Genomic DNA, 24,496 nt, shown 5'->3' on the forward strand with positions numbered 1-24,496 from the left:
ATTAATCCTCAATTCCGTGAATTTTTAGTATCTTACTCAAAACTTCCCTAAGTTTATCTCTTTCTACAATAGTATCTATAAATCCATGTTCCATTAAAAATTCAGAACTTTGAAATCCTTCTGGTAAATCTTGTTTTATAGTTTGTTTAATAACTCTCGGACCTGCAAAACCTATTAATGCTTTTGGCTCAGCTATAATAATATCTCCTAGACTTGCAAAACTTGCTGTAACCCCTCCTGTAGTAGGATTAGTTAAACAAGATATATATAATAGACCTTTTTCACTATGTTCTCTAACTGCATTTGATGTCTTCGCCATTTGCATTAATGACAAAATACCTTCTTGCATTCTTGCTCCACCACTTGCAGAAAATATTATTACAGGAAGCTTTTTATCAATTCCTTTTTCAAAAGCTTTTGTAACTTGCTCTCCAACATAAGTTCCCATACTTCCCATTAAAAAACTGCTATCTAGAACAACTACTATGCAAGAACTTCCTTCTATTTTTCCTAAAGCAACTCTTATCGCTTCATTTTGATTACTTTTTTTTGCATTACCTTCAAGCTTTTTTTCATACTCTGGAAAATTCAAAGGATTTTTGTATTCAACTTTATCCTGAATTTCTATGTATCCAGTATCCATAACTAAATCTAATCTTTTTTTACTATTTAATGGTAAGTAAAAACCACAACTAGAACATATCCAGTTACTTTCATTTAAATTTTCTTTTATTATAGAATTTTTGCAATTAGGGCATTTATAAAAAAGATGATCATCAATATAATCATCTTTTTTATGTTCTTCTAATACATTTTTTTCTCTTTTTCTTTTTATAAAACTTAGTAAATTTCTTCTTTTATTAAAATTATCTTTCATCTTTTTCCTCAACTAGTTTCATTTGTTCCAATAAAGAATCCATCTTACTTCCCAAGTAACTAGTATTAAAATTACCTTTAATAAAATCTTTATCATGCAAAATTGTATATTGGAAACCTAAATTTGTTTTTATTCCATCTATAAAAGTTTCCTCTATAGCTCTACGCATTTTTCTTATAGCTTCAAGTCTAGTTTCACCTTTCACTATAATTTTCCCAATCATGGAATCATAAAAAGGACTTACAGAACAATCATTGTATAAAAAGCTATCAAACCTTGTATCCATACCTCCTGGTGAATAGAAGAAATCTACTTTCCCAGCATATGGTCTAAAGTCTTCAAAAGGATTTTCTGCATTTACTCTACACTCTATTGCATATCCTTCTATTTTTATATCTTCTTGTTTTTTAGAAAGGTGAAGTCCTGCTGCTACTCTTAATTGTTCCTTTATTAAATCAAAACCCGTAACCATTTCTGTAACAGGATGCTCAACTTGAATTCTGGTGTTCATTTCTATAAAATAAAAATTTTTATTTTCATCTACAACAAATTCTATCGTTCCTGCATTTTCATAATTACATACTTTTGCTGCTCTAACTGCAACTTCTCCCATTTTATTTCTAGTTTCATCATCTAAAAAAACAGACGGAGCTTCCTCTATCATCTTTTGATTTCTTCTTTGTATAGAACAATCCCTTTCACCTAAATGTATTACATTTCCAAATGAGTCAGCAATGATTTGAAATTCTATATGCTTAGGATCTATTACAAGTTTTTCTATATACATATCTCCATTTCCAAAACAATTAATTGCTTCAGTTTTGGCATTTGTAAATTCTTTTTCTAAATCTTCAATAGAAAAAACTCTTCTCATTCCTCTACCACCACCACCAGCGGCAGCTTTTATTAAAACAGGAAAACCAATTTCGTCACATATTTTTATTGCTTCTTCTGCACTTTCAATAACTCCTTCTGAACCTGGAACAGTTGGAACATTATTTTCCATCATTAATTCTCTAGCTTTAGCCTTGTCGCCCATTAATGAAATAACATCACCACTAGGACCAATAAATTTCATATTATATGCTTCAACTAACTTTGCAAAGTCAGCATTTTCTGATAAAAATCCATACCCAGGATGAATTGCATCACAATCTAAAGAAATAGCTGTAGAAATTATATTGTTAACATTCAAATAACTATCTGAAGATCTAGGTTTACCTACACAAACTGCATAATCTGCTAACTTGACATGTAACTGATCTTTATCTGCAGTTGAATAAATAGCCACTGTTTCTATTCCCATTTCATGACAAGCTCTAATAATTCTTACCGCAATTTCTCCTCTATTTGCAATTAAAATCCTTTTAAACATTAAATAACCTCTATTTTAAAGATTGGTTGTTCAAATTCAACTAAATCTTCATTATTAACTAAAATTTCAACTATTTTACCATTAACTGGAGATTTTATTTCATTAATCATCTTCATAGCTTCAACTATGCAAATAACGTCATCCACTTTTACTTCATCTCCAACTTTTACATAAGGCTGTGATTCTGGTGAAGGAGCAGCATAGAATGTCCCCACTAATGGAGATACAAATGTATAGTTACTATCTTCTATATTTTCTTTAATTGGCTCTTTTACTGTAGGAGCTTCTATAACAGTTTCTGTTTTACTTACTACTGGTTTTTCAGAAGACTCAATATATACAGTATTGTTTCTTTCTAGAGATATTTTAAAATCTCCATTTTCTAATTTTAATTTGTCTATACTAGAACTGTCGAAAATAGAAATAATATCTTTAATATTATTAAAATCCATAATTTTTCCTATTTGTTTGAATCAATATAATTTACAATATCTTGAACTGTTGAAAGGTTCGCAAACTCGTCATCACTTATTTGTAAATCAAACTCATCTTCTAACGCCATTGAAAGTTCAACAGCATCTAGTGAATCTGCCTCTAAATCTTCTATTAGTTTAGCCTCTGGTTTAACAGCATCTCCATCTACACCTAAATTTTCTATTATTATTTCTTTTACTTTATCAAATGTCATCTTATTTTCTCCTTTAATAATTTAAATTTATATAAATATTTTTATATAAAAATTTATATGCTCATTTTAATGTTTAATACTAGATTTGTCAATATATATAAATATTTTTAAGTATTGAAATAGATTTCCCTCTTTTAAATATTTAGTAATTGTAACAAATAAAAAAAGTCTTGTTCCTAAACAAGACTTTCCTATTTGTTTATTTTTTTATTAACTTAACTTCAACAGGTATAGTTTTTTCTATGCTTTCACCATTTAATAATTTTATAGCATTTTCTACTGCTTGTTTCCCCATTAAATCTGGTTGTTGTTCAACTGTAGCTAATAATGTTCCATCTTCTACTGCTTTTTTAGCATCATCTGTTGCATCAAATCCTACTACTTTTATATCTTTACCTAATGCCTTTATAGCTTCTATTGCACCTAAAGCCATTTCATCATTATGAGAAAATACTCCTTTAATATCTGGATTAGATTGTAATATGTTTTCCATTACTGTAAGTCCTTCTGCTCTATTAAAGTTAGCTGTTTGCTTTGTAACGACTTCTAAACTTTTATCTGCAATTTCATGGAACCCTTTACCTCTATCTATTGTAGCTGATGCTCCTGGTACACCTTCTAATTCAGCTACTTTAGCTTTATCACCTATTTTTTCTAATAAGTATTCTGTTGCCATTTTAGCTCCTTCAGCATTATCTGAAGCTATCGTAGCATCTACATCTACACCATTTACTGCTCTATCTACTGCTATAATTTTTATCCCTGCATCTTTAGCAGTTTGTACCGCTGGAGTAACAGCATCTGAATCTGTAGGATTAACAATTAAAATATCAATTTTTTTAGAAACCAAATCCTCAATATCATTAGCCTGTTTTGCTGAATCATCTCCCGCATCTACAACTATTAACTCTTTTCCTTCTTCCTTAGCAGCTGCTTTTGCACCATCCACTAAAGTAACAAAAAACGGATTATTTAATGTTGACACTGACAAACCTATTGTTCCTTTTCCTTCTGTTTTTCCTTTATTTCCCGAATCTGATTTTTTCTCTCCTTCTACTGAACACGCTACTGTAAGTAACATACTCATAGCTACTAGTAATGATAAGATTACTCTTTTTGCTTTTTTCATTTTATTCCCCCTAAAATATTTATTTTCTTCTATCTAAAAGTACCGCTACAAGTATTACCATACCTTTTATTACATCTTGATAATATGAAGATACTCCTAGAATATTAAGACCATTATTTAATACAGCTATAATTAAAATACCTGTAAGTGTACCTGTGATTCTACCTCGACCACCACTCATACTAGTTCCACCTACTGCAACAGCTGCTATTGCATCAAGTTCATATCCAGTTCCTAAAGTAGCTTGTGCAGATCCTAATCTTGACAATAGAATCATTCCTGCTAACGCTGACATAACTCCAGATATTCCATAAACAATTAATTTTACTCTATCTGTTTTAACACCGGCTAACTTAGAACCACTTTCATTACTTCCTGTAGCATAAATCTTTCTTCCAAAAGTAGTTTTTGTTAGCATAAACAAAAATGCTATAAAAATTATTATAAATAAAATTACTGGAAAAGGAATTCCAAAAACAACCCCTCTCCCTAGAAATTTAAATAAAAAATTATCACCTAAATTTGAAATCGGCTTTCCATCTGTATATATATATGTACAACCTCTATAAACTGTCATAGTTATTAATGTTGCAATAAATGGTTGTAATTTTCCTTTTGTTACTAAAAAACCACTTATTAGACCCAATACCAACCCCAAAGCTAATGCAATAGCAAATGCTCCTACAACTGGTACTCCCTTTGTTATAAGACCTGCACATATAACCGTACTCAAACTAAGTACCGAACCTACAGATAAGTCAATTCCACCTGTTAATATTACGCAAGTCATTCCAAAAGCAATTAAACCGTTAACTGTAGATTGTCTTATTAATGACATTATATTATTAACATCCCTAAACTCTGCACTTTTATAACTTAATACTCCAACAATTAATATCAATGCCATTAAAGCACCATAGTCTTGTAAAATATGTTTCTTTTTCTTTTTTATTTCCATTAAATTTCTCCTCCAGTTGCTAAGGTCATTATTTTTTCTTGATTAGCTTCATTTATATTTAATATACCTTTAACTTCACCTTCTCTTACTACCATAACCCTATCACTCATACCTAATATTTCTGGTAGCTCAGAAGAAACCATTACAATTCCTACTCCTTCTTCTGCTAGTTTATTAATTATATTGTAAATATCTTGTTTGGCACCTATATCTACACCTCTTGTAGGTTCATCCAATATTAATATTTTTGGATTTGTTGCAATCCATTTTCCTAAAACTACCTTTTGCTGATTTCCACCACTAAGTTCTTCAACTTTATGGTTTATTCCTGTACTTCTAATTCTAAAATCCTTTATAGATTTTTCTGATAAATCAACTATTTTACTTTTATTTAATACTCCACTTTTAGAAACTACATCTAAATTAGGAAGAGTTATATTTTCCTCAATTGTTTTATCAAGCAATAAACCTTCTGTCTTTCTATCTTCTGTAACAAAAGCTATTCCATTTTTTATAGCGTCACTTGGATTATAAATTTTTACTTCATTATTTTCTACTAATATACTTCCTGAACTTTTTTTTCTTTTCCCAAATATTAACTCCATTATTTCAGTTCTTCCAGCTCCCATTAAGCCAGATACCCCTAAAACCTCACCTTTTTTTAACTCAAAATTGATACCTTTAATAAATTCATCTTTAGCTAATTCTCTAACTTCTAACACAGTACTTCCTATATTATGATTTCTTTTAGGAAACCTATCTCCCAGTTCCCTACCTATCATCATCTTTACTATGTCTTCCATATTTGTATCAGATATTTTTCTTACACCTATATATTCCCCATCTCTAAGAACTGTTATTCTATCGCAAATTTCAAAAATTTCTTCCATTCTATGAGAAATATAAACAATAGAAACACCATCCGATCTTAAATTTTCTATTATTTTAAACAAAATTTCTATTTCTGTCTGAGTAAGTGCTGCTGTAGGCTCATCCATAATTATTACTTTTGCATTTACCATTAACGCTTTACATATTTCAACTATTTGTTGTTGTCCTACTGATAAGTCTCCCATTATTGTTCTTGGATCTATATCTACTCCTAAGCTATTTAAAACTTCTGTAGCTTTCTCTTCCATAGCCTTTTTATCTAAAATGCCGAAAGCTTTTTTTATCTCTTTACCTATAAATAAATTATCTACCACTGTTAAATCAAAAATTGAATTCAACTCCTGATAAATAAAAACTATACCATCATTTTCTGCTTCTTGAGGATTATTGTATTTTTTTTCTTTACCATCTATGTATATCTCTCCAGAGTCTTTTGTATATACTCCTGTAAGAATTTTCATCATAGTGGATTTTCCAGCGCCATTTTCTCCCATTAACGCATGAATTTCGCCATTTTTTAGCTCAAATCCAGCATTTTTTAAAACTTTGTTATCTCCAAAAGATTTGTTAATTCCCTTCATTAAAATATTCATTTTTCCTCCTAAAAAATACAATCTGAAACTAAAATTATATTAGAATATGGTGTATTTTCACCTGTTCTAATTATAGCTTTTGATTTTTTAGTCAATTCTTTAAAATCATTATGAGAAATAAATTCTACTTCAACCTTATCATCTAATAAATTATTTATCTCTTTTAAAACATATTCATTGTTTTCTTTTATTTCTTCAGCTAAAATTATCTTTTCTACCTTTATATCCTTTAAAACTTCTGTTAAAGTTTCTACAAAGCTAGGTGTTCCAAATCTTAGAGCTAAATCTATCTTTCTAACTTCATTTGGAACTGGCAAGCCACAATCTGCTATAGTTAACATATCTGTATGTCCCATATCTGAAAGAACTTTAGATATTTCACTATTTAAAATTCCTTTTTTTTTCATTTTTTCTCCTTAAAGATTTTCCAATACTTTTTTTAGTGTAGGCATTCCTGTTTGAGCACCCAACTTCTCTGTAGATATACTAGCTGCAACATTTGCAAATTTTAATGCTTCTTCAATATTTCCATTTTCAATTACCTTAAATGCAAATGCTCCATTCAAAGTATCTCCTGCACCTGTAGTATCTACTACTTTTGTTTTTCTTCCAGATATATGTATAATAGTATCTTTATCTTTAGCAAAAGCTACTCCTTCTTCTCCCAAAGTAATAATTAATTTATTAGGATATACTTTTAAAATTTCTTCAATATCTATATTCTCTCCAAAAATTAATTTTGTTTCGTGTTCATTAGGTGTCAAATAAGTAATTTTCTCCAATAAATTCTCTTTAACTTTTAGTGCTGGTGCCGGATTTAATAATACTTTTACACCATTCTCATAACATATATTTATTAAATATTCTATAGTTTCAAATGGAATTTCATTTTGTAAAACAATTAAATCACTTTCTAGTAAATCCTTCTTCACAGAATCAACATATTCTTTAGTAACATAGTCATTTGCACCAGGTACAACAACTATAGTATTATCGTTTTCCCCTACTGTAATTATCGCAATTCCTGTAGGAACATTTGATATTATCTTTAAATTATTTATATCTATTCTTTCTTTCTTTAAATTTTCTATTGTTTTGAGTCCATTTTCGTCGTCACCTACACAACCATAGAAAACTACTTCAGCACCTAACTTAGCCATGGCAACGGCCTGATTAGCTCCTTTACCTCCAAATCTGTACTCTATATCTGTACCTTTAACAGTCTCTCCCTTTAAAGGTATTCTTTCAGAAAGTATATTCATATCCATATTAGCACTTCCAACTACTGAAATTCTCATACTACCTCCTAATTGTTGTCTCTCTCTCTATTAAATCTACATCTAATATATAATTATCTTGTACAATTTCTCCCTTTTTATAATTAGCTATATTTCTAACAGCTTTTCTTCCTATTTCCTCTATTGGCTGATGTATTGTTGTAATTTCTGGTGTGAAGATTTTTGACATTTCTATATCATCAAATCCTACAATCATAATATCCTCTGGAACACTTTTATTCATACTCTTTAATACTTTATATGCAGATATTGCTACAATATCATTAGATGCAATTATTCCCTCTACATTTGGATATTTATTTAATAATTCTTCTGTAGATTTTATACCAGTTTTATAGTCATAATCACAATCAACTGTTTGAATTTCTATATTATATTTTTTACAGGTATCCATATATCCTTCTAATCTATATCTAGCACTAGAAAAATTTATTGGTCCCTTCATATTTACCATGTTTTTACAGCCACAATTTATAAGATGTTCCGTGGCTAAAACGGCCCCTTGATAATGATTTGCAGATATATGAGCTAAACTTTTATCTGAATTTAAGTTTCTATCCAACTCTACTATTGGTATATGATAACTTCCCAATCCTTCTTTTATATGTCCATCATTTGCAAGTAAGATTATTCCATCTGTATTCATACTAATTAACATGCGTAAATTTTCTTTCTCTTTTTTATAATTATTATCTGAATAACAAATTATTATCTTATAATCTAATCTATAAGCTTCATCTTCTATATATCTTGTAATTTCTGTAAAAAATGGATTAGTTATATTAGGTAATATAACTCCTATCATTTTTGAAGATTTTTTAAAAAGAGACCTTGCTACTTGATTTGGCGAAAAACCAGTTTCTTCAATAACTCTCAAGACTCTTTCTTTCTTTTCCTTGTCAACGTTTGCTGTACCATTCATTACTCTAGAAACTGTAGATGGTGATACTCCTGCTAATTTTGCTACTTCTCTTATGCTTATCATATTTCACCTCTTGAAACCCGTTTCTTAACTTTAGTTTATATTGTCATTTATCTTTTGTCAACAAGCAAAATGATTTGTTACTATTTATATCTAGTTACCAAATAATTCAGTATTTTATGCTATTTTGTTTTTTTTATCTATCTCTTAATATTTCTACACTTTTTCTAAGTTACTACATTTAAAATAAAATAATTTCTCTCTGTTTATAAAATTTTTTAATTATATTAATATGCAACTTTTCTTTTATATCTATATAACTTATAATAGTTAACAGAGTTACTCGTTAAAATATAGCTCTAATAATTTCTAGGAGGAATAAATGAAGAAGAAAAAAATATCGTTACTAATTATTGCTATGTTAATATCTTTACTTGCAATAGTTGGGTGTAGCAAAGACAACAAAAAAGAAACAACTGCAAAAGATACCACCGTTACTACTGAATCTACAAATGCTGAAAAAGAACAATTAAATGTTAAATGGCCATACTATGAAATAAAAAAAGATGGTGCAGTTAAAGGACATATTATTGGAACTATTCATATGGGTAAAGAGGAAATGTACCCTTTTCCACAAGAAATGTTAGATGCTCTTAACAATAGTAAGTACTTTGTAACTGAAGTTAAAATGGCTGAAATGAGTAGTCCTGAATCTCAAGAAATAATGTTAAATGCTATGAAGGGTGATAAACCTTTAACCGATGAAATGGATGAAGATACTAAGAAAAAATATCTTGAAGTTCTAAAAGACTATGGTGTAGGAGAAGAAATGGTTAAAACCTTTAATAGATTTGGTGTTTCCCAAACTCTTACTGCTAAAACAACAGACCCTACTGCCGCTCTTTTCGGAGTAGATATGCAACTTACAAGTGCTAATAAAGTAGAAAATATCGGTCTAGAAACTATTCAGTTTCAGTTTGATACTTTATCTAAACTAGCTGATGACCCCTCCGATATTAAAGAATGGGTTAATAATATTCCTACTAAAGAAAAGGCCATTGAAGATTTTAATTCTTTACTCCAAAATTATATTGATGGCAATATCCTTGGAAAGTATGAGACTCCAAAATCTTTGGATGTTAGCCAAGAATATTATGATGCTCTACTTACTAACCGTAATAAAAATTGGATTGAACAATTACCAAAATATTTGGAAAGCGAAAACAATTCTTTTATAGCTGTTGGTGCTGGTCATTTACCAGGAGATAATGGTGTTTTAAAATTACTAGAAGAAAAAGGTTATGAAACTAATTTAATAGAATTTAAATAATAAAAAAGACCAGTAAAACTGGTCTTTTTTATTATGCTTTATTTACTGAACCAAAAAGTTCCATTTTTTCTTTTACAACTTTCTTAATTCCTTCTGTTCCTGGTGCAAGCAATTTTCTAGGGTCAAATCCTTTACCTTCTTTGTCTTTACCTGCTTCTATATATTTTCTAGTTTCTTTTGCAAACTCTAATTGGCACTCTGTATTTACATTTATTTTTGAAACTCCTAAACTTATAGCTTCTTTAATCATATCATTTGGTATTCCTGTTCCCCCATGTAATACTAATGGCAACTTTCCTACTTCTTTTTGTATGGTTGCAAGTGCATCAAAGTCTAGACCTTTCCAATTTTCTGGATAAACTCCATGAATATTTCCAATACCAGCCGCTAAAAAGTCAATTCCCAAATCTGCTATTTTTTTACATTCTGCTGGATCTGCTATTTCTCCGTTTCCAACTACTCCATCTTCTTCTCCACCAATTGCTCCAACTTCAGCTTCTACTGAAATTCCTTTTGAGTGAGCTATATTAACTATTTCTTTAGTTTTTTCTATATTTTCTTCTATTTTATAATGTGAACCATCAAACATTACAGATGAAAAACCTGCTTCTATAGCTTTTTGTGCTCCTTCATATGAGCCATGATCTAAGTGTAGTGCTACTGGTACTGTAATTTCCATGCTATCTATCATAGCTTTAACCATATCTGCTACTGTCTTAAAACCTGTCATATATTTTGCAGCACCTTCTGATACTCCTAATATTACTGGAGAATTTAATTCTTGTGCTGTTTCCAAAACTGCTTTTGTCCACTCTAAGTTGTTGATATTAAACTGGCCTACTGCATAATTTTCATCTAATGCTTTATTTAACATATCCTTTGCTGTAACTAACATATAATAATTACCCCCTAAAACTATTTTCTTTAATATAATTTTTGTTTGCAATTTCTAACAATTTAATTGTATCATATTATCTATTAATACGATAATGTTACAGAAGGCATTTTATTGTCCCACTTTTTTCTTAGTAATTCCATATAACAATCCAGCTACTAATGAACCTATTAAAACACATAGAATAAATAATCCTCCTTCTTTAAGCCCCATAGCTGTTGCTGCAAATATACCACCATGTGGTGCAGGCATAGAAAGTTTAAGAACTTGCGTTAACCCCCCTGCTACGGCTGCACCTAATATTGAAGATCCTAGTACTCTAATTGGGTCAGCTGCTGCAAATGGTATTGCTCCTTCTGTTATAAATGAAATTCCTAATAGATAGTTTGTAATTCCAGATTGTCTTTGTTTATCTGTGAATTTATTTCTAAATATTGTTGTTGCTAATGCAATTGCTATTGGTGGAACCATTCCTCCTGCCATGGTGGCAGCCATAAATGTTCCATCTTGAGTTGTAGCTAATACACCTGTTGAAAATACATATGATGCCTTATTTACAGGTCCTCCCATATCTACTGCCATCATTCCACCTAGTACTATTCCTAGAAGAATTTTATTTGTTGTTCCCAATCCTTCTAAGAAACTATTTACTGTATTATTCACACTTATAAATACTGGATTTACTGCCACATACATTATAAGTCCTGTTAGCAATAACCCAAACACTGGATATATTAACATAGGCTTAAGTCCATTTAATGATTCTGGCATTTTTTTAGTTAATTTTTTAAGTAATAGTATTACATAACCTGCTATAAAACCACCAACTAAAGCTCCTAAGAAACCTGCTCCTGCTTGGTCTTTTACTCCACCAATAATATTAAAACCATTACCTGCCATATAACCTGCAACCATACCTGGCATTAACGCTGGTCTATCTGCAATACTATAAGCAATATATCCTGCTAATATAGGAAGTAAGAAACTAAATGCTGTTCCTCCAACCGCCTCTTTTAAGAATATAAATATTTCTGAGTCACTACCATAAAGTCTTTCAAATAAAAATGAAAAAGCTATTAATATACCTCCACCTACTACAAATGGAAGCATATGTGATACACCATTCATTACATCTTTATATATCTTACTACCTATACTTTGTTTTTCAATGTTGTCTTCTTTCTCTATATTTGATCCATTTCCTTTGTATATAGATAAGTTACCTTCTAATACTCTATTTATTAATTTTTCTGGGTTTTTAATAGCTTCTGATACAGGTGTTTCTATAATTTTTTTACCGCTAAATCTATCCATTTCAACTTTTTTATCTACTGAAACTATTACACCTAATGCTTTGTCTATATCTTCTCTAGTTAGTTTATTCTTAACTCCATCTGAACCGTTAGTTTCTACCTTTATATTTACTCCCATATTTTTTGCTTTTTCTTCCAAAGCTTCTTGAGCCATATATGTGTGTGCAACTCCTGTTGGACATGCCGTTACTGCTAATATAAATGGTTTGTCTTTACTATTATCTTCAATTTTTTCTTTATTATATTCTTCTTTTTTCTCTAACTCTATTGCATTGTAAACATCTTCAGGAGTTTTAGCTTCTTTCAATTTTTCTATAAATCCTTCATGTAAAAGCAACTTAGAAAGTTTCGCTAAAGTTTCAATGTGAGTTTCATTTGCCCCCTCTGGTACTGCTATCATAAATAATAAACTCGTTGGTTCTCCATCTAATGAATCATAATCTAATCCTTTTTCAGATTTTGCAAACAAAACAGCTGGCGTTTTTACTACCGAAGTCTTAGCATGTGGCATTGCAACTCCTTCACCTAAACCTGTTGATGATTGAGATTCTCTGTTCATTATTTCTGACTTAAAAGTAGCTTTATCTGTTATAATATTTTCTTGATAAAACTTTTCAATCATTTCATCGATAACTTCTTCTTTAGTTGATGATTTCAAATTCATAATCATCAAATCTTTTTTCAATAAATCTTTTATTTCCATAAATAACTCCTTATAAATTATTAATTACTACCTTTTTATATATTTCTTCTATAAACTCTTTACTTCCTATATCTTCTGAAAAAGCTGTTGCTGTTCCAGATGATACTGCCCATTTAAAACATTCTTTTTTTGAAAGCTTATTTTCTATACCGTATAGAAAACCACCAATCATAGAATCTCCTGCACCAACACTATTAATTAATTTGCCTTGAACTACTGGTGCATACAAAGAAAAATCTTTGTTAAAATACATTGCCCCTTCTTTTCCAAGTGACACAATTACATTTTTAGCCCCCATTTCTATGAGTTTCTTAGCATATGGTTCTATTTCTGTTAAACTATTAATTTTTATTCCAAACAACTCTTCTAATTCTTCCTTATTAGGTTTGATTAAAACTGGATTATATTTTAATACTTTTAATAATTTTTCTCCTGTAGTATCTATTACAAAGTTTATATTTTTTTTCTGTAGCTCTTTAATAATATCTTCATAAAAGCATTCATTTAAAGAATGAGGAATACTACCAGATAAAACTACTACATCTTCTTTTTCTATTTCATTTAAAATTTTAAATAGCTCTTTAATTTCATCTTCTTTTATTTCAGGTCCTCTTGCATTAATTTCAGTTTCTAGTTTATCTTTTAATTTAACATTAATTCTTGTATCATCTTTAATTCTTGTAAATTTTGTTTTTATACCTATTTTTTCTAAAGATTCCTCAATAAATTCTCCTGTAAATCCTCCTATAAATCCTATGTTTATTGATTTAATATTTAGTGAATTAAGCAACTTTGATACCATAATTCCCTTTCCTCCTGGAATTTTAGCTTCATAGAAAGATCTATTTGTTTCCCCTATTACTAAATTATTTAATCTTAAAACATAGTCTATTGAAGGATTTAATGTCATTGTAAAAATCAAATTAATCACCTATTATTTTCGTTCTTTTTAATATATTTTCATTAATTTCTTTAATATTCTCAGTTATTATTGTCGCTTTTTCTAACTCTGCTATTTTTGAAAAATATACTTTCCCAAATTTAGAATAATCTGCTAGTATATATGCCTTTATTGAATTCTCTATAGCTTTACTTTTCAATACAGCTTCCTCTATATCTGGCGTAGTATATCCAAATTTTATGTCTATACCGTTTACTCCTATAAAAGCCCTTGAAAAATTAACTACTTTCAAGTTATTTAGTGCTATAGAACCCACTAAAGCTCTAGTTGTAGATTTAACACGACCACCTATTAGGTAACTTTCTATTTTATACTTTAATAATTCTTCTATGTGAGTTAAACCGTTTGTCACAACTGTTATATCCTTATCCTTTAAGAAAGGAATCATCTCATACGTTGTAGTTCCTGCATCTAAATATATAAATTCCTTATCTTTTACTAAACTTGCAGCTTTTTTGGCAATTTTCCGTTTTTCATGAATATTTAAAACAGATTTTTCTTCTATATTTTCTTCTTCTAGCTCTATATCTTTTAGTACAGCACCCCCATGGACTCTATAAATATTTCCTTCTTTTTCTAAGTTTGATAAATCTCTACGTATAGTCGCTTCACTAACTTTTAATTTTTCAACTAATTCTATTGTTGTAACTGAATTTTTTTCTTCTAATATTTCTAATATTAGTTTTTTTCTTTTTTCATATAACATAATATCTACCTCTTTTTTAAGTATATCACCATTTTCAATCATTTTCAATCATTTTCAATCATCCAGTTTAAAAAACTACTTACTACTTTGCCATCATTAGTAAATTTAATTATGATATAATTTAATAAAACTATTTAAGGGTGATTATAATGACTAGATTAGATAATATAAGAATAGATATTGACACTTTAGACAAAGAACTGATTAAACTATTTGAAAAAAGAATGGACTTAGTCAAGAATGTTATTGAGTATAAAATAAAAAACAATATTGATATTTTAGATAATAATAGAGAAGAATATATTTTAGAAAAAAATAGAAAACTTTTGAAAAATGAAAAATACTCTGAATACTTAGACGACTTATTTATAGAAATAATGAGAATTAGTAAAAATATGCAAAATCAAATATTAAAGGAACTATCAAATGATTAACGATTTAAGCATTGTCGGTGTTCATGATGTTTGCAATTCTTTAAAACTAAAGAAAAACTACCCTATTATTTTAGGGAGTTCTTCTCCTAGAAGAATAAGGCTTCTAAATGATATTACTGAAGATTTCAAAATTATAAAGCCTATAGTTAATGAACAATTAGTTATGCAAAATTCTTTTAACAAGTATAAAAATTTAGATTTTAGTAAAAATGCTTTTTTGTCATGTTCAGATATTGCTCTTGAAAAAGCAAAAAATATATATACTCATAATAAAGATTCTTTAATAATTTCAGCTGATACAATTGTTGTTACAAATAATAAAATACTAGGTAAGCCCGTTAATTATAATAATGCTTTTGAAACATTAACATCGCTCTTAGGAAAATTCCATTACGTTACTACTGCCACTTGTATTTATATTTCTGAAAATAACTATGACTTATTTTATACTGTAACAGGTGTTAAGTTTGTTGAAAAAAATATCTTAGCTACTAATTACATAAAAAAATATGTTGCTAGTGGCGAACCTATGGATAAAGCTGGTTCTTATGGAATTCAGCAAGTTGGTTCATATTTAGTTGAAGGTATCTTTGGAGATTATTTTAATATTGTAGGTTTTCCAATTTTAGAAGTTAGGAGAAGATTATATGAAAATTTTAATTAGTTCCTGTCTATTAGGATGCAATTGTCGTTATGATGGAAATACTCAAAAACAAAACGAATTACACAAATTAATAAAAAATAATTATGTTATTCCTTTTTGTCCAGAACAAGCTGGTGGACTTTCAACTCCTAGAAAACCATGTGAGTTGTTAAATGGAAAAGTAATTAATAACATTGGAGAAGACATGACTAATATGCTTTTAAAAGGTGCTAATGAAACTTTAAAAATATGTAAACTATATAATATTGAGCATGCTATTTTAAAATCAAAAAGTCCTTCTTGTGGTTATGGATTGATATATGATGGTACTTTTTCTAAAACTTTAATTGAAGGTAATGGTATTACAGCTAAACTTTTATCTAATAACGGAATTAAAATTTTTAGTGAATTAAACTATACTGACTTGTTAATTAAATAGTATGATTATATTTTTATATTTTATATAATATTTTAACTAAGTTTTTACAGGCAATTGACAAGTATTATCATTATGCTTATAATGATAATAGATATCAACTCATAAATTACACCCCTTGTAATTGAATATCTAGTGTGGACCCCCTATCCATACGAAAAATAAAAAAGCAGACTCCCCTGTCTGCTTTTTCTATTTATTAATTATTTTTCTAATTTTATTTAAATAAATTATTTATATTTTCATTATATCTAATGGGTCAGATATAATTTTATCTGCTCCAAACTCTATTAATTCTTCTTTTTCTCTAAAGCCCCACAGTACTCCTACAGCATAGACATTAACATTTTTCGCTGTTAGCATATCCGTAGATGTATCTCCAAAATATGCTATGTCTTTGCATTTAAGATTTAATTCTTTCATTATCCTGTTCATCATATATGGATCTGGTTTCTTTTTAGTTTCATCTTCTAATCCTATTACATAGTCGAAATAATTTTCTCCAAAATTAATCTTTAAAACATTTTTAGTTGCTTTCAACGGCTTATTTGTACAAATAGCTAATTTTTTATTATTTCTTTTTAAGTATTCTAAAGATTCCTTTATTCCAGGATACAATGTGCTATAATTATCATCTACATTATTATAACTCTCTAAATAATTCTTAAGAAAATCATCCTTTAATCTTGTTAATTTCACTTTATCATAATTAGTATTATCTCTATTTGCTATATATTCAAAAGCTTTATCTACTAATACTTTAGGCCCATCTCCTACGAAATAATTAAACAAATTTTCTTCCAAAGGTTTGATACTTATCTTCTTAAGTTCATCATTAAAACAAGATGATATCATTTTAATACTATCTATTATAGTTCCATCCAAGTCAAATACATAAGCTTTAAACATCATCTTTTGCCTTCCTCATTTTTGCATTATACATACCTATTCCTGCTGCTATTGTCAAGTTTAAAGAATCTACATTCTCACTTTGCTCAATTATTACCTTATTTATATCTTCTGTTTCATAATCTTTCCCAAGCCCTGAACCTTCATTTCCAAAAATCAAAGAAAAAGATTCTTTTATACAAATTTCCGATATGTTTTTAGATTTTTCACTTAGCATAAATGCATATAAATTATTTTTAAATTTGTCTTTATAATCATTTATATTATTAAAATATTGAAATCTAATATTAAATAATGCTCCCATACTTCCTCTTACAACTTTAGGATTGAAAATATCACAAGAATTGCCTATTAATGCAAGATCCTTTATATCAAAAGCAACCATAGTTCTCACTATGGTTCCTAAATTTCCCATATCACTTATATTATCTAGAACTAAATGATTTCCTTCTAAAATATTTTCTTCGTATTTGTTAAATACCCCTGCTACAAATATTTTCTTTTTATTTCCTATTCTATCTAATGTCTTAGGTTCAAAATAATATGGTATATTCTTTTGTTTTAATAAGTTAGTTATTTTGTCAATTTCATTGAAATCTTCTGACAAAATAACTCTATCTACTACTTTTCCCTTGTGTTTTATCAATTCAAATGTTGGAAATGGTCCTAAAGTATAAGAGTAGTTAAAATCTTTTTTATACTGTTTTAACTTTTCCATAATTCCCCTACTTACTATATGCCCACATATTCTTTATTTCTTTGCTAAAGCTTGAAAATTTCCAAGTTTTTTCAGAATTTTGTAAATTGTTTGGATCATATATTTTTAATCTATTATTATTATCATATCCAACTATTAACATTACATGAGAAACCGAAGTAAATGTTCCAGGTCCTACTGAAATTATTATTGGGCTACCTTTGTCTAATTGCTTCTTAATAGAATTTAAATCATTTGGAACCTGTGTAACCTCTAAATTATATTCTTTCGCAATAAAAGGATAAACATCCCAATTTGTACCATAATCTCCAGTATGCCCATTTTCTTCAACTAATTTAGCTATTTCATCTGGTGTTACTTTCCTATTTTTTATACCTGATAGCATCATTGATAAAGATGTTGGTGCACAACCAGCATTTCCTATAATCCCTGTTCCATACTTTTGATAGCCCCATTTTTGATCCCATTGAATGTAGTAAGGATAGTCCATATCATCATATATCTTATCTGGATAATCATATTTATACTCTATGGAGTAATCTGCATATTTAGCAACAAAATCTATAGTATCCGGATTAGTTCCCGACATTCTTTTTAAATCTTCAGGTAGACTATCAAAATTATCAAAAACTATCTGAGCATTTGAATTTTTAGATATCGCTTGCTTTACAGCTTTTTTCCACTCATTTTCATCTTTCCCTTTATTAGATTCTGATGTAGTACTATCTGTAATAGGCTCTGTAGTTTCTGTGGGTTTTTCTATTATTTCATTAGGTCTTTTATCTGTACCTATAAGATTATAAAACTTATCTTCATTTTTCTTGTCATCTCTCAATGACCATATATTTTTTATTACAAAAATCAATATTATGAAAAACACTATTAAGAAAATCCTATTTTTCAAAACTTTTCTTCGTCTATTTTTCATTTTTTGAATATTTGTTTTTCTTTTGTTCATTTATCCTCTCCTCAAGATAATATTTTACTACATATCAATATATTTTGCATAATATTATCATATGGAAATACTAAAATAAAAAAGAGAATTAAATAATTCCCTTTTTTATTTTGGTATTTAAAACATGTTATATAGTGTATCATAATTTATTTCTGTATTATATAATTCTCTTAATTTTTTATAGTTACCTTTACTTTCTGACATAGCCCACATAAGTTTTACAACAGTTGCCTCTATAGTCATGTCGAATGATTCCATAATGCTTAGCTCATCTTTTAATCTTTGTCCTACTTCATATACCATTAAATCTGAACCTTCCATAGGAACTTGTGTTGTAATTATTATTACTTTGCTACCAGAATATTTTTTTGAAAGTTTTTTGAAATTATCAAATATATGTTTTGGTATTCCTCCTACCCCATAACTTTCTATTATAATACAATCATATTTTTCAAATATATAATCTAAAATATCCCCTTCTATGGTAGGTATGAGTTTCAATAAATATACCGATTTATTCAATTCATGATAAAATACTGGTTTCTCTGCTCTTTCTTCATATTTTATAAATCTTACTACCCTAGATTCTTGTACTATTGCTAAATTAGGAAAATTTAAACTTGAAAATGCATCATAACTCTTCGTCTTTTCTTTTCTTCCTCTTGTTCCTGCTATTACCTTACCATTAAAAACTATCACTACATTATTTGACCTATCATCACAAGCATATGTGATACTATCTACTAAGTTAAGTTTTGCATCTGTAATTTCATTACTTATAGACTTCTGTGCTCCTGTTATTACTATAGGTTTTCTAGAATTTTGTATTAAGTAAGATAATGCTGCAGCTGTATATGCCAAAGTATCTGTTCCGTGAGTTATTACAAATCCATCATAAAAATCATATTTTTCTTCTATTTTCTTTGCTATTAACAGCCAATTTTCTACTCTTATATCTGTACTATCGATATTTAATAAATCTACTGTATCTATCTCTATATTCTTTATTTCAATATTTAAAAATTCTAACAGTTCTTTAGATGTTATACCTGGTGCTAGTCCATTCTCTTTTTTTACAGAAGCTATTGTTCCTCCTGTAGATATAATTAAAATTTTTTTCATCTCTCACCTTATTTAAAATATAATTTTTTTGGAATTCTTTTCTCAAAAACATATATACCACTATAACCTAATTCCTCTAACATTTTACAAGCATCAAATACACCAGCTCCAATATCTTCTTTTATATGTGCATCTGAACCAATGGTTATTATTTCTCCATTCAATTCCTTATACCATTTTAGTATTTCTATTGTTGGATGCATATAACTTAATCCTTGTCTAATCCCTGCTGTGTTAACTTCTATACCTTTACCATTCGATATTAAATATTTTAATATTTCAAATATCATTTCTTTATTATCTTCGATATTTGGAACCCTGCTTGAATTTGGTGCATATCTATCTATATAATCCATATGTCCTAGTACATCAAAGTTTTTAGTATCTTTTACTGCTTTATACATTTCTGAATAATACAATTTAAATAAATCCTTTGAATTGTATCTATTGTATAGATCAGCAAAGTAAATATCTTCTTCTTTTAAGCTGTGAACTGAACCTATTATAAAATCAAAATTATAATTAGAAGTTATTTCGTCATTCTGCATTGCTGTTTCTTTTTGAATTCCTACTTCAATACCAGATAGTGTTTTAATATTTTTTTTGCTACTATCCTTTAATAAATTTATTTTTTCAAAATATCCTTCTATATCTGTATGGTCTCTATAATCATCTGTAACTTTAATTAAATCCATATGGTCTGTTACAGAAATATATTTTAATCCTTTTTCTATAGCAGCCTTTATATTTTCTTCGATTGGTGTATTTGAGTCAAAAGAAAATTCTGAATGATTATGTAAGTCTATCATTTTAACTCCTTTTTATTTAATAATTTACATATTCATTATACTACTAATTGAACAAAAAAAAAGATGAAGTATTTCTTCATCTTTTACCAAACTGGCATAGTTAAATATTTATATTTTTCAACTCTAATTTATTAAATTAATAGTTTTAATTGTTCATTATATTAATAACTATTAAATAATTGCTTAAACCCATTTCTTATATTCCAATTTTTTAACATTTTTTTATATTCTTCTACATTCATAACCTCACTAACACTTTTCTTGTCAGCACCATATATATGAGCCGTTGTTTTTGTATTTCTTGTTTTATAAAATCTATAAAAAATATTATATGATATTAAATATTCAGGTTTTAATGAATTTATATAATCTGCTTCATTATTCAAATTAGTCTTTCCTAATTTAGTTTTAACTACTATTTCTAATATCATCAAAATAATATTACTTAATGCTTGTATTGATGTAGATGTATTTTTTATATCCTTATGAAACTTTAATTGTTCTATTAATTGTTTCATCTTTTCTTTTGTCATATCTTGTATTATTTCATTTGGAATGTACATGTTAAAAATACTATAAAATTCCTCATTTACTAAATCCTTAATACTTATTTCATCTTTAATAATATTTTTAATAAAACTATTATAATTATCATTAAATTGTAATTCAGCTTTTCCATTAAATTTATAGTATGCATTTAATGCTAACATCGAATTTTCATTTTCTAAATACTTCTTCAAGTAAAAGTCACTGCTTTCATTTAATATTGATTCTCTTACCAAATAATAATTTTCAAAAGTTAGTCTATTAATTTTATCAAATTTTCCTATTTTGCTAATCCATTTAACTATACCTAATATTTTTAACCAATTTCTCTCATCTTGATTATTAATTAATTGTTCATTATTAAATTTTATATTTTTATATCTTAATCCACTAAAATTTAAATAAATATAAGCTTTATTATAATTATATACTTGTTCTTCATTTAGATAGTTCTCTAATATTTCTATAACTTCTAAATCTTCTTTATAATACTTATTTAAATAATATATTATCGGCTCTATAAAATTATCCATATTTTCTATATTAGATATTAATATGCTTTTAATTTCATCATCTTTATTTAATTTATATAATGAAAATTTTATTATTGTTTTATTTATATCGTTATTTATAGACTCTATTAACTTTTTCTTAAGCTTTTTATGCTGTTTTGATTTTATCTTATAATTTTTCTTATACTCTTTAGTTATATTTGAAAATTCTTTTGTTTTAATATTTTTATTGTTCAATTCTTCTTCAAAGCTAAATTTATCCATCTGTATATTTAATCCCAAAGATTTTATAGCAAATTCTGTATATGCTAACATCAATTTAGCTACTTTTTTATTTTTAGAGAAAATTATTATATCATCAGAATATCGTATGTACCTAAAATTTTTTACACTTAATTTCTCCATTATAAAATAATCTAATTTACTTAAAAAAATTTCTGATAATACTGAAGATGTATCTGGACCTTGAGGAATTGCAATATCAGTTTTTGATACAAAAAAATCATTATTATTTTTCGAAAATTCTTTCAATAATAATAAGAGTAACTCTATTAAATGACCTTCAACCTCATATTCTTCTAATATTTGTCTTAAAATGCTGTGATTAATGGTATCATAAAAAGATGCCACATCTAATTTTACAACATATTTATATCCCCTTGAAAAATATATTTTACATTGCTTATCAAAATTATTCCATTGATATTTCCATTTTTTAGTTATGAATTGATTGTTTTCATCATCTGTTTTTATCATAATATTTCCAAAACATTGAGTATTAAAATTAACCTCTATTTGATTATAAACTTGATCTACTATAATGTTTAATATTGCTTGATATATAATTAAATCTATTAAATTTAATAATGTGAATTTTCTACTTAAACCATTTTTCTTTGGTGAATAGAAAATATTAACTTCACTTGGTTCATAAACATCTTCTTCTAACAATTTTAATATTGCATTTATATTTTTAACATATTCCAACTCAAAAGCTAAAAAATCTTCAATATACATATCTTTATAAAAAGATTTTTGCATATTTTTTATACGTTTATAGGCTAAGTCAAAATTCTCAAAGGAAAAGAATTCCATATTATTTCTCCAATACAATTATAATAAATATATTATATCATTATTCAAATATAAAAGAGATGAAGTTTACTTCATCTCTTTTACCACACTGGCATAGTTAAATATTTGTATTTTTCTATTTTTCCAACACCAACTTGCTTAAATAAATCTTTTAATTTTTTGCAAACTTCACCTTGTTTACCTGTCCCTATTTTTCTATCATCTGCCTCTACAACTGCTGTTACTTCCATTGCTGTTCCTGAGAAAAATACTTCTTGACTATTATATAATTCAGTTCTAGCCATAGATCTTTCCACTACTTCTATTCCTAATTCTTCCTCTGCAAGTTTCATAACTAAACCTCTAGTTATTCCTTCCAAAATATCATCTGAAGGGGGTGGTGTCAAAAGTTTTCCATTTTTTACAAAAAAGATGTTTTCTCCTGGCCCCTCACAAACATACCCTGCATTAGTTAAAAAAATTGCTTCATCATATCCTTTACTTATTACTTCTAGTCCTGCTAATGCCGAGTTTAAATAGCCTGCTGTAGCTTTTGTTCTAGGTGGTAATGAAGTATCTGATATTCTTCTCCAACTAGAAACTGCTACTCTAAGTTCTTCTTTTCCTGAATAAGAATCTAACGGTTGAGTATAAATAACTATTCTATCGTCCATCTCTATCAAAGATGGTTTTAATGTTTCTGCTCCCTTATATACAACTGGTCTAATATATGTAGTAGTTTTGCAATTATTAGCTTTCAATAATTCAATTGTATAATTACACAATTCTTCTGAAGTATAAGGTATTTCCATATTTAAACACTTACAGGATTCCAATAATCTATCATAATGCTCTTTCATACAAAAACCATATAATTGTTGTGTTTCGTCATCCCAGTAAGCTCTAATTCCTTCGAAACAAGCTAAACCATAATTAAAAGCTTTTGATCTTAAGCTTATGCTTACTGATGATTCATCTACTATTTTCCCTTGATAAAATACTTTTTGTGTCATTTACACCCTCCTGTTGTTCTTTACTATGTTAAATTTATTATGAGTAATATCATATAACTTTTTCTTCATATTTGCAAATTTATAACTTAATTTTTATAAAAAAAGACTACTACGCTTTATAGTTGTCTTCTTGATGTTCCTTTAATACTCTCCTTTTATGCCTTAAAACATATTTTTCTATATCTAATAATTCAAAAATGACACTTAATATAAATACCAATACCATTCCTATTAAAGCACCTTTAGTATGATTTATTAGATATGAAATTATAAATATTATAAAGCTTATCGCAGGTCTTAGATTAATAGTTATTCCCTTTAAAAATGGTTCAATTATCTGCCTTGCTATTATTAATATTGTAAATAAGATAGATAGTTCAATAGCTAGTACTTTTCCTGATAAAAAAAGTTTTACTATAATCCAAGGTATAAAAACTACACCTGAACCTATTAATGGAAAAAAACTAAAAACCCCTGCAAATATAGATTTTAATACTGAATTATCAATTCCTATTATCTTAAAACCTATAAATGTTATCACTATGCTTATTAATGTAAATAAAGACAAAAACTTAAAAAAAGCAAACATATTTCTCTTAGTTTTAATAAGTATTTCGTCAAAATATACTTTTATATAGTTTATGATTTTCATATGTCTTCCTTTCATGGCTATAAAAATCCAA

General features: G+C 27.7%; 26 protein-coding genes. 4 read left to right on the forward strand and 22 right to left on the reverse strand.

The window, feature by feature from the left end:
• Position 1: 1 nt before the first annotated feature.
• From accD to CS899_RS05865, 10 genes are all read right to left on the reverse strand, one after another.
• On the reverse strand, positions 2–877 hold the full coding sequence (gene accD / locus CS899_RS05820) for an acetyl-CoA carboxylase, carboxyltransferase subunit beta (RefSeq protein ID WP_100065226.1): 876 nt from the start codon (positions 875–877) through the stop codon (positions 2–4).
• Positions 867–2,252 (reverse strand): acetyl-CoA carboxylase biotin carboxylase subunit, encoded by a 1,386-nt coding sequence (gene accC, locus CS899_RS05825; protein ID WP_100065227.1) that lies wholly within the window; start codon positions 2,250–2,252, stop codon positions 867–869. Before accC ends, accD begins: the two co-directional genes overlap by 11 nt.
• Positions 2,252–2,704: an acetyl-CoA carboxylase biotin carboxyl carrier protein gene (gene accB, locus CS899_RS05830; protein WP_100065228.1), complete on the reverse strand. Its 453-nt coding sequence runs from the start codon at positions 2,702–2,704 to the stop codon at positions 2,252–2,254. The genes accC and accB overlap by 1 nt, the downstream gene beginning before the upstream one ends.
• A gap of 8 nt (positions 2,705–2,712) precedes the next feature.
• A complete protein-coding gene (gene acpP, locus CS899_RS05835; protein ID WP_100065229.1) occupies positions 2,713–2,940 on the reverse strand; it encodes an acyl carrier protein in 228 nt (75 codons plus the stop codon).
• A 199-nt stretch (positions 2,941–3,139) separates the two neighbouring features.
• On the reverse strand, positions 3,140–4,069 hold the full coding sequence (locus CS899_RS05840; RefSeq protein ID WP_100065230.1) for a D-ribose ABC transporter substrate-binding protein: 930 nt from the start codon (positions 4,067–4,069) through the stop codon (positions 3,140–3,142).
• A 19-nt stretch (positions 4,070–4,088) separates the two neighbouring features.
• Complete coding sequence (locus CS899_RS05845; protein ID WP_100065231.1) at positions 4,089–5,027, reverse strand: ABC transporter permease; 939 nt, start codon at positions 5,025–5,027, stop codon at positions 4,089–4,091.
• The gene (locus CS899_RS05850) at positions 5,027–6,511 is read right to left on the reverse strand and encodes a sugar ABC transporter ATP-binding protein (protein ID WP_100065232.1); all 1,485 of its coding nucleotides are present in this window, start codon (positions 6,509–6,511) and stop codon (positions 5,027–5,029) included. The genes CS899_RS05845 and CS899_RS05850 overlap by 1 nt, the downstream gene beginning before the upstream one ends.
• Positions 6,512–6,519: 8 nt before the next feature.
• Positions 6,520–6,918, reverse strand: a complete 399-nt coding sequence (gene rbsD, locus CS899_RS05855; protein WP_100065233.1) for a D-ribose pyranase — start codon at positions 6,916–6,918, stop codon at positions 6,520–6,522.
• Between the two features lie 9 nt (positions 6,919–6,927).
• Positions 6,928–7,809, reverse strand: coding sequence for a ribokinase (rbsK, locus tag CS899_RS05860; RefSeq protein ID WP_100065234.1), 882 nt, complete (start codon positions 7,807–7,809; stop codon positions 6,928–6,930).
• Between the two features lies 1 nt (position 7,810).
• Complete coding sequence (locus tag CS899_RS05865; RefSeq protein ID WP_100065235.1) at positions 7,811–8,794, reverse strand: LacI family DNA-binding transcriptional regulator; 984 nt, start codon at positions 8,792–8,794, stop codon at positions 7,811–7,813.
• 319 nt (positions 8,795–9,113) lie between these two features.
• Between CS899_RS05865 and CS899_RS05870 the strand changes: the two genes are divergently transcribed.
• The gene (locus CS899_RS05870) at positions 9,114–10,061 is read left to right on the forward strand and encodes a TraB/GumN family protein (RefSeq protein WP_100065236.1); all 948 of its coding nucleotides are present in this window, start codon (positions 9,114–9,116) and stop codon (positions 10,059–10,061) included.
• A gap of 31 nt (positions 10,062–10,092) precedes the next feature.
• Here CS899_RS05870 and fba read toward each other — a convergent pair whose 3' ends face one another.
• The 4 genes from fba to CS899_RS05890 all read right to left on the reverse strand — a co-directional run bounded on the left by fba (position 10,093) and on the right by CS899_RS05890 (position 14,639).
• Positions 10,093–10,956, reverse strand: a complete 864-nt coding sequence (fba, locus tag CS899_RS05875; RefSeq protein ID WP_100065237.1) for a class II fructose-1,6-bisphosphate aldolase — start codon at positions 10,954–10,956, stop codon at positions 10,093–10,095.
• Between the two features lie 111 nt (positions 10,957–11,067).
• A complete protein-coding gene (locus CS899_RS05880; protein ID WP_100065238.1) occupies positions 11,068–12,972 on the reverse strand; it encodes a PTS fructose transporter subunit IIABC in 1,905 nt (634 codons plus the stop codon).
• Positions 12,973–12,982: 10 nt separating this feature from the next.
• On the reverse strand, positions 12,983–13,903 hold the full coding sequence (pfkB, locus tag CS899_RS05885) for a 1-phosphofructokinase (protein ID WP_340637865.1): 921 nt from the start codon (positions 13,901–13,903) through the stop codon (positions 12,983–12,985).
• Positions 13,896–14,639: a DeoR/GlpR family DNA-binding transcription regulator gene (locus CS899_RS05890; protein ID WP_100065317.1), complete on the reverse strand. Its 744-nt coding sequence runs from the start codon at positions 14,637–14,639 to the stop codon at positions 13,896–13,898. Before CS899_RS05890 ends, pfkB begins: the two co-directional genes overlap by 8 nt.
• Before the next feature lie 149 nt (positions 14,640–14,788).
• Between CS899_RS05890 and CS899_RS05895 the strand changes: the two genes are divergently transcribed.
• From CS899_RS05895 to CS899_RS05905, 3 genes are read left to right on the forward strand one after another with little or no spacing between them, the layout of a single operon-like run.
• The gene (locus CS899_RS05895; RefSeq protein WP_100065240.1) at positions 14,789–15,073 is read left to right on the forward strand and encodes a chorismate mutase; all 285 of its coding nucleotides are present in this window, start codon (positions 14,789–14,791) and stop codon (positions 15,071–15,073) included.
• A complete protein-coding gene (locus tag CS899_RS05900) occupies positions 15,066–15,737 on the forward strand; it encodes a nucleoside triphosphate pyrophosphatase (protein WP_100065241.1) in 672 nt (223 codons plus the stop codon). The genes CS899_RS05895 and CS899_RS05900 overlap by 8 nt, the downstream gene beginning before the upstream one ends.
• Positions 15,721–16,155, forward strand: coding sequence for a 2-thiouracil desulfurase family protein (locus tag CS899_RS05905; RefSeq protein ID WP_100065242.1), 435 nt, complete (start codon positions 15,721–15,723; stop codon positions 16,153–16,155). The genes CS899_RS05900 and CS899_RS05905 overlap by 17 nt, the downstream gene beginning before the upstream one ends.
• A 231-nt stretch (positions 16,156–16,386) precedes the next feature.
• On the opposite strand, the gene CS899_RS05910 is transcribed toward CS899_RS05905, so the two are convergent.
• The 8 genes from CS899_RS05910 to CS899_RS05945 all read right to left on the reverse strand — a co-directional run bounded on the left by CS899_RS05910 (position 16,387) and on the right by CS899_RS05945 (position 24,465).
• Positions 16,387–17,064 carry an HAD family hydrolase gene (locus tag CS899_RS05910; protein ID WP_242491877.1) on the reverse strand — a complete coding sequence of 226 codons (678 nt, stop codon included), beginning with the start codon at positions 17,062–17,064 and terminating at the stop codon, positions 16,387–16,389.
• Entirely contained in the window at positions 17,054–17,779 is a 726-nt protein-coding gene (locus CS899_RS05915) for a TrmH family RNA methyltransferase (RefSeq protein WP_100065243.1), read from the reverse strand. Before CS899_RS05915 ends, CS899_RS05910 begins: the two co-directional genes overlap by 11 nt.
• A gap of 7 nt (positions 17,780–17,786) precedes the next feature.
• Positions 17,787–18,737, reverse strand: a complete 951-nt coding sequence (locus CS899_RS05920) for a C39 family peptidase (RefSeq protein WP_100065244.1) — start codon at positions 18,735–18,737, stop codon at positions 17,787–17,789.
• A 117-nt stretch (positions 18,738–18,854) separates the two neighbouring features.
• Positions 18,855–19,859, reverse strand: coding sequence for an asparaginase (locus CS899_RS05925; RefSeq protein WP_100065245.1), 1,005 nt, complete (start codon positions 19,857–19,859; stop codon positions 18,855–18,857).
• Between the two features lie 8 nt (positions 19,860–19,867).
• Positions 19,868–20,668 carry a histidinol-phosphatase HisJ family protein gene (locus CS899_RS05930; RefSeq protein WP_100065246.1) on the reverse strand — a complete coding sequence of 267 codons (801 nt, stop codon included), beginning with the start codon at positions 20,666–20,668 and terminating at the stop codon, positions 19,868–19,870.
• Positions 20,669–20,829: 161 nt separating this feature from the next.
• On the reverse strand, positions 20,830–22,821 hold the full coding sequence (locus CS899_RS05935; RefSeq protein ID WP_100065247.1) for an RNA-directed DNA polymerase: 1,992 nt from the start codon (positions 22,819–22,821) through the stop codon (positions 20,830–20,832).
• An 80-nt stretch (positions 22,822–22,901) separates the two neighbouring features.
• Entirely contained in the window at positions 22,902–23,813 is a 912-nt protein-coding gene (locus tag CS899_RS05940; protein ID WP_100065248.1) for a branched-chain amino acid transaminase, read from the reverse strand.
• Positions 23,814–23,922: 109 nt separating this feature from the next.
• Complete coding sequence (locus CS899_RS05945) at positions 23,923–24,465, reverse strand: AI-2E family transporter (protein WP_164995869.1); 543 nt, start codon at positions 24,463–24,465, stop codon at positions 23,923–23,925.
• Between the last annotated feature and the right edge of the window lie 31 nt (positions 24,466–24,496).

Source organism: Miniphocaeibacter massiliensis (genome assembly GCF_900232905.1).
GTDB classification, from domain to species: domain Bacteria; phylum Bacillota; class Clostridia; order Tissierellales; family Peptoniphilaceae; genus Miniphocaeibacter; species Miniphocaeibacter massiliensis.

Bases quoted from the DNA above. Each gene is read 5' to 3' on its own strand.
- accD (WP_100065226.1), bottom strand. From the start codon at position 877: ATGAAAGATAATTTTAATAAAAGAAGAAATTTACTAAGTTTTATAAAA.
- accC (WP_100065227.1), bottom strand. From the start codon at position 2,252: ATGTTTAAAAGGATTTTAATTGCAAATAGAGGAGAAATTGCGGTAAGA.
- accB (WP_100065228.1), bottom strand. From the start codon at position 2,704: ATGGATTTTAATAATATTAAAGATATTATTTCTATTTTCGACAGTTCT.
- acpP (WP_100065229.1), bottom strand. From the start codon at position 2,940: ATGACATTTGATAAAGTAAAAGAAATAATAATAGAAAATTTAGGTGTA.
- CS899_RS05840 (WP_100065230.1), bottom strand. From the start codon at position 4,069: ATGAAAAAAGCAAAAAGAGTAATCTTATCATTACTAGTAGCTATGAGT.
- CS899_RS05845 (WP_100065231.1), bottom strand. From the start codon at position 5,027: ATGGAAATAAAAAAGAAAAAGAAACATATTTTACAAGACTATGGTGCT.
- CS899_RS05850 (WP_100065232.1), bottom strand. From the start codon at position 6,511: ATGAATATTTTAATGAAGGGAATTAACAAATCTTTTGGAGATAACAAA.
- rbsD (WP_100065233.1), bottom strand. From the start codon at position 6,918: ATGAAAAAAAAAGGAATTTTAAATAGTGAAATATCTAAAGTTCTTTCA.
- rbsK (WP_100065234.1), bottom strand. From the start codon at position 7,809: ATGAGAATTTCAGTAGTTGGAAGTGCTAATATGGATATGAATATACTT.
- CS899_RS05865 (WP_100065235.1), bottom strand. From the start codon at position 8,794: ATGATAAGCATAAGAGAAGTAGCAAAATTAGCAGGAGTATCACCATCT.
- CS899_RS05870 (WP_100065236.1), top strand. From the start codon at position 9,114: ATGAAGAAGAAAAAAATATCGTTACTAATTATTGCTATGTTAATATCT.
- fba (WP_100065237.1), bottom strand. From the start codon at position 10,956: ATGTTAGTTACAGCAAAGGATATGTTAAATAAAGCATTAGATGAAAAT.
- CS899_RS05880 (WP_100065238.1), bottom strand. From the start codon at position 12,972: ATGGAAATAAAAGATTTATTGAAAAAAGATTTGATGATTATGAATTTG.
- CS899_RS05890 (WP_100065317.1), bottom strand. From the start codon at position 14,639: ATGTTATATGAAAAAAGAAAAAAACTAATATTAGAAATATTAGAAGAA.
- CS899_RS05895 (WP_100065240.1), top strand. From the start codon at position 14,789: ATGACTAGATTAGATAATATAAGAATAGATATTGACACTTTAGACAAA.
- CS899_RS05900 (WP_100065241.1), top strand. From the start codon at position 15,066: ATGATTAACGATTTAAGCATTGTCGGTGTTCATGATGTTTGCAATTCT.
- CS899_RS05905 (WP_100065242.1), top strand. From the start codon at position 15,721: ATGAAAATTTTAATTAGTTCCTGTCTATTAGGATGCAATTGTCGTTAT.
- CS899_RS05910 (WP_242491877.1), bottom strand. From the start codon at position 17,064: ATGATGTTTAAAGCTTATGTATTTGACTTGGATGGAACTATAATAGAT.
- CS899_RS05915 (WP_100065243.1), bottom strand. From the start codon at position 17,779: ATGGAAAAGTTAAAACAGTATAAAAAAGATTTTAACTACTCTTATACT.
- CS899_RS05920 (WP_100065244.1), bottom strand. From the start codon at position 18,737: ATGAACAAAAGAAAAACAAATATTCAAAAAATGAAAAATAGACGAAGA.
- CS899_RS05925 (WP_100065245.1), bottom strand. From the start codon at position 19,859: ATGAAAAAAATTTTAATTATATCTACAGGAGGAACAATAGCTTCTGTA.
- CS899_RS05930 (WP_100065246.1), bottom strand. From the start codon at position 20,668: ATGATAGACTTACATAATCATTCAGAATTTTCTTTTGACTCAAATACA.
- CS899_RS05935 (WP_100065247.1), bottom strand. From the start codon at position 22,821: ATGGAATTCTTTTCCTTTGAGAATTTTGACTTAGCCTATAAACGTATA.
- CS899_RS05940 (WP_100065248.1), bottom strand. From the start codon at position 23,813: ATGACACAAAAAGTATTTTATCAAGGGAAAATAGTAGATGAATCATCA.
- CS899_RS05945 (WP_164995869.1), bottom strand. From the start codon at position 24,465: ATGAAAATCATAAACTATATAAAAGTATATTTTGACGAAATACTTATT.